Here is a 2,406-nt window from a genome sequence, read left to right on the forward strand (position 1 = left end):
GCCACCTCCGCGTCGGCCACCGGCTTGCCCTTGTCCAGCGTGGTCACCCACACCAGGCTGTTCTCGCGCCCGAGCTTGAAGTGCACGCCGAGGTTGGTGACCAGCACGCCGGTGCGCACGAACATCGGCGCCTGCTTGTCGAGCAGCGCCTGGCCGAGGCGCGCCGATTCGATCTCGACCACGTGGTAGCCCGGCTCACCGATCGGGATGCCCACCACCTCGAAGGGGCGTGGGTCACCGCCTTGCAGCTGCGGCAGGTCGAGGCGGCGCACGTCGCTGCCCTTGTTGAGCAGGGAGACCTCGCGCGAGGCGAGGTAGCGCGTCTCCTTGACGAGCCGGGTGCCGCGCTTGCCGTCGCTCACGCGGTTCGTCTCGAACCATTGCGTTTGGGGCAGGCCGGCTTGCTGCGCGCTGACCTGGCGTTCGTGGAAGCTGGCCACCTTGCGGTACCAGGCCAGGATGTCGGCGTCGCTGCGCAAGGTCTTGATGCGCACCGCACCGGCGGGGGCGGCCGGCCGCAGGTCGCCCTGCACATGGCGCAGCGTGAGCGGCAGCATGGCCTCGCCATTCAACTCGACCACGCCGAAGGGCGCGGCCGCGAACTTGGCGATGGGCGGTGCGTCACCCGTCGCCACCTTGAGCGGGAAGCTCGCCGCGTTGGCGAGCGGCCGGCCGGAGAGGTCCTTCACCTCACGCGGCAACTCCACGCTGAAGGTCGCGTTCTCTGGCAGCGGGATCGGGAAGCGCACTTCGCTCACCTCGCCGGCCTTGTCGTCCTTGTCGAACTGCGGGGCGAGCGATGCGCCGGAGCCGGGCTTGAGCCGCACCGCCTCGGCTATGGCGCGCGGCACCGGCGTCGAGAAACGCAGCCACAGCGGGCGAATGGGCAGGCAGGGCGCGTCGGCGCGTTCGCGCTCGCAGCTGAACTCGGCGGTGAAGGCCTTGCGCACGCGAAAGCCGAAGCGCTGCTCGTTGCGCGTCACGACCTTGGGGTTGGCTTGGGCCGCGATGCCCGCGCCCCACACCAGGCGCACCGGCGTGTCGGCCGGCAGCGGGCGCTGGCAGGCGAGCAGCAGCCAGCGATCGGCCTGCTTCTGCAGGCGGCGCGCCTTGAGCACCTCGTCGCGCGCCGCGCCGCCAACCACGCGCACCGGCACGCGCTCGCCGATGCCTTCGATCTCGCACGCCGCATGCGCAAGCACCGTGGACGCGACGGCCGGGCCGGTGAGTTGCAGCAGGAAGTGCTGGTCTTCCTCGATGGTGGCGCCGCTGTAAGGCTGCGTCGTCGCCACCGCCGGCCCGCCGGTGCTGAACGCGAACTCGGTGGGGCCGCTGAGTGTGCCGGTCAGCGGCTTCCAGTCGGCACGCGCCTTCAGCGTGCAGCGCATGCCCGGCGGCACCGGCTCGCGGAAGTCGTACAGCCACACACGGGCATCGGACCAGCGGCCCGCGCCCGGCGGCGCAGCCCCCTCGCAGCTGAGCTGAAACGGATCGGGCAAGCGCAGGTCACCCAGCGGCACCACCGCCTCGGAGAACTTGACGGTGATCTGACGCACCTGCGCCACCTCGCCCTGTGGACTGACGCTGGCCACGCTGGCGGCCTGGGCGCTGCCGGCGCCGAGCCAGGCCATCGCAGCGAGTGTGAGCAAACGACGCATGCAGTCTCCCTGCCTTTCAGAGGCGGCAAGGATACGGCAGCGATGTGTCGGCTAGCCCCGCTGGCCGCGCTCTTCCAGCTCGCGGCGGCGCGCCTGCATCTCGAGTTCACGCAGGCGGGCCTCGATCACCGAGGCCTCGATGAAGTCGACGCTCTGCGTGCTGCGCGCGAGCTTCTGGCCGGCCCGCAGGCGGTCGACGCCGCCGGTGAGGTCGCCCAGCGAGATGCGCGATTCGGCTTCGGCGCGCAGCGCGCGCAGGGGGTGGCCGAGCTTCTCCCACGAGCGGCCGAGCTGGGCCCAGGTGGTGGCATCGTGCGGATGGGCCGCGATCCAGGTCTGCATCTCTTCCGTGCTGCGCTGGATGGCCTGCTGGCCCACGCCCAGCGCGGCCTGCGCCTGCAGCAGCATCACGGCACGCGAGTTGGGCAGGCCCTCGTTGTCATAGGGCTTGAGCACCTCGGCGGCACGCACCGGCTCGCCGCGCGCGAGCAGCATCTCGGCCTGCAGCAGCACGACCTCGCGTTCGGCGAACGCATCGCTGCGCGGGCTGCCGCGCACCAGGCCCAGGGCCAGCTGCGCGGCCGATTCGGCGCGAGGCCAGTCGCGCATCAAGGTGGAGGCGAGCGCGTTGACGTAGGCCGTCAGCAGCTTGTCGGACACGCTGGCATTGGCCGGCGCCTCCAGGGCCAGCCAGCGGCGCAGGGCGTCGATGCGCGTGTCCATCAGCACCTTGGAACGTGCCTGCGCC

At 71.6% G+C, this 2,406-nt stretch carries 1 protein-coding gene and 1 pseudogene; both read right to left on the bottom strand.

Features of this window, described 5'->3' with window-relative positions; genetic code table 11:
- On the bottom strand, nt 1–1,658 hold a 1,658-nt coding region (locus tag VFL64_RS13560; protein ID WP_489540908.1), incomplete at its 3' end, for an Ig-like domain-containing domain.
- 51 nt (nt 1,659–1,709) lie between these two features.
- Nucleotides 1,710–2,406 (bottom strand): annotated as a pseudogene (locus VFL64_RS13565) (M48 family metalloprotease); the annotation flags it as partial.

The organism is Rhizobacter sp. (genome assembly GCF_035702065.1).
Classification (GTDB): Bacteria; Pseudomonadota; Gammaproteobacteria; order Burkholderiales; family Burkholderiaceae_C; genus Rhizobacter.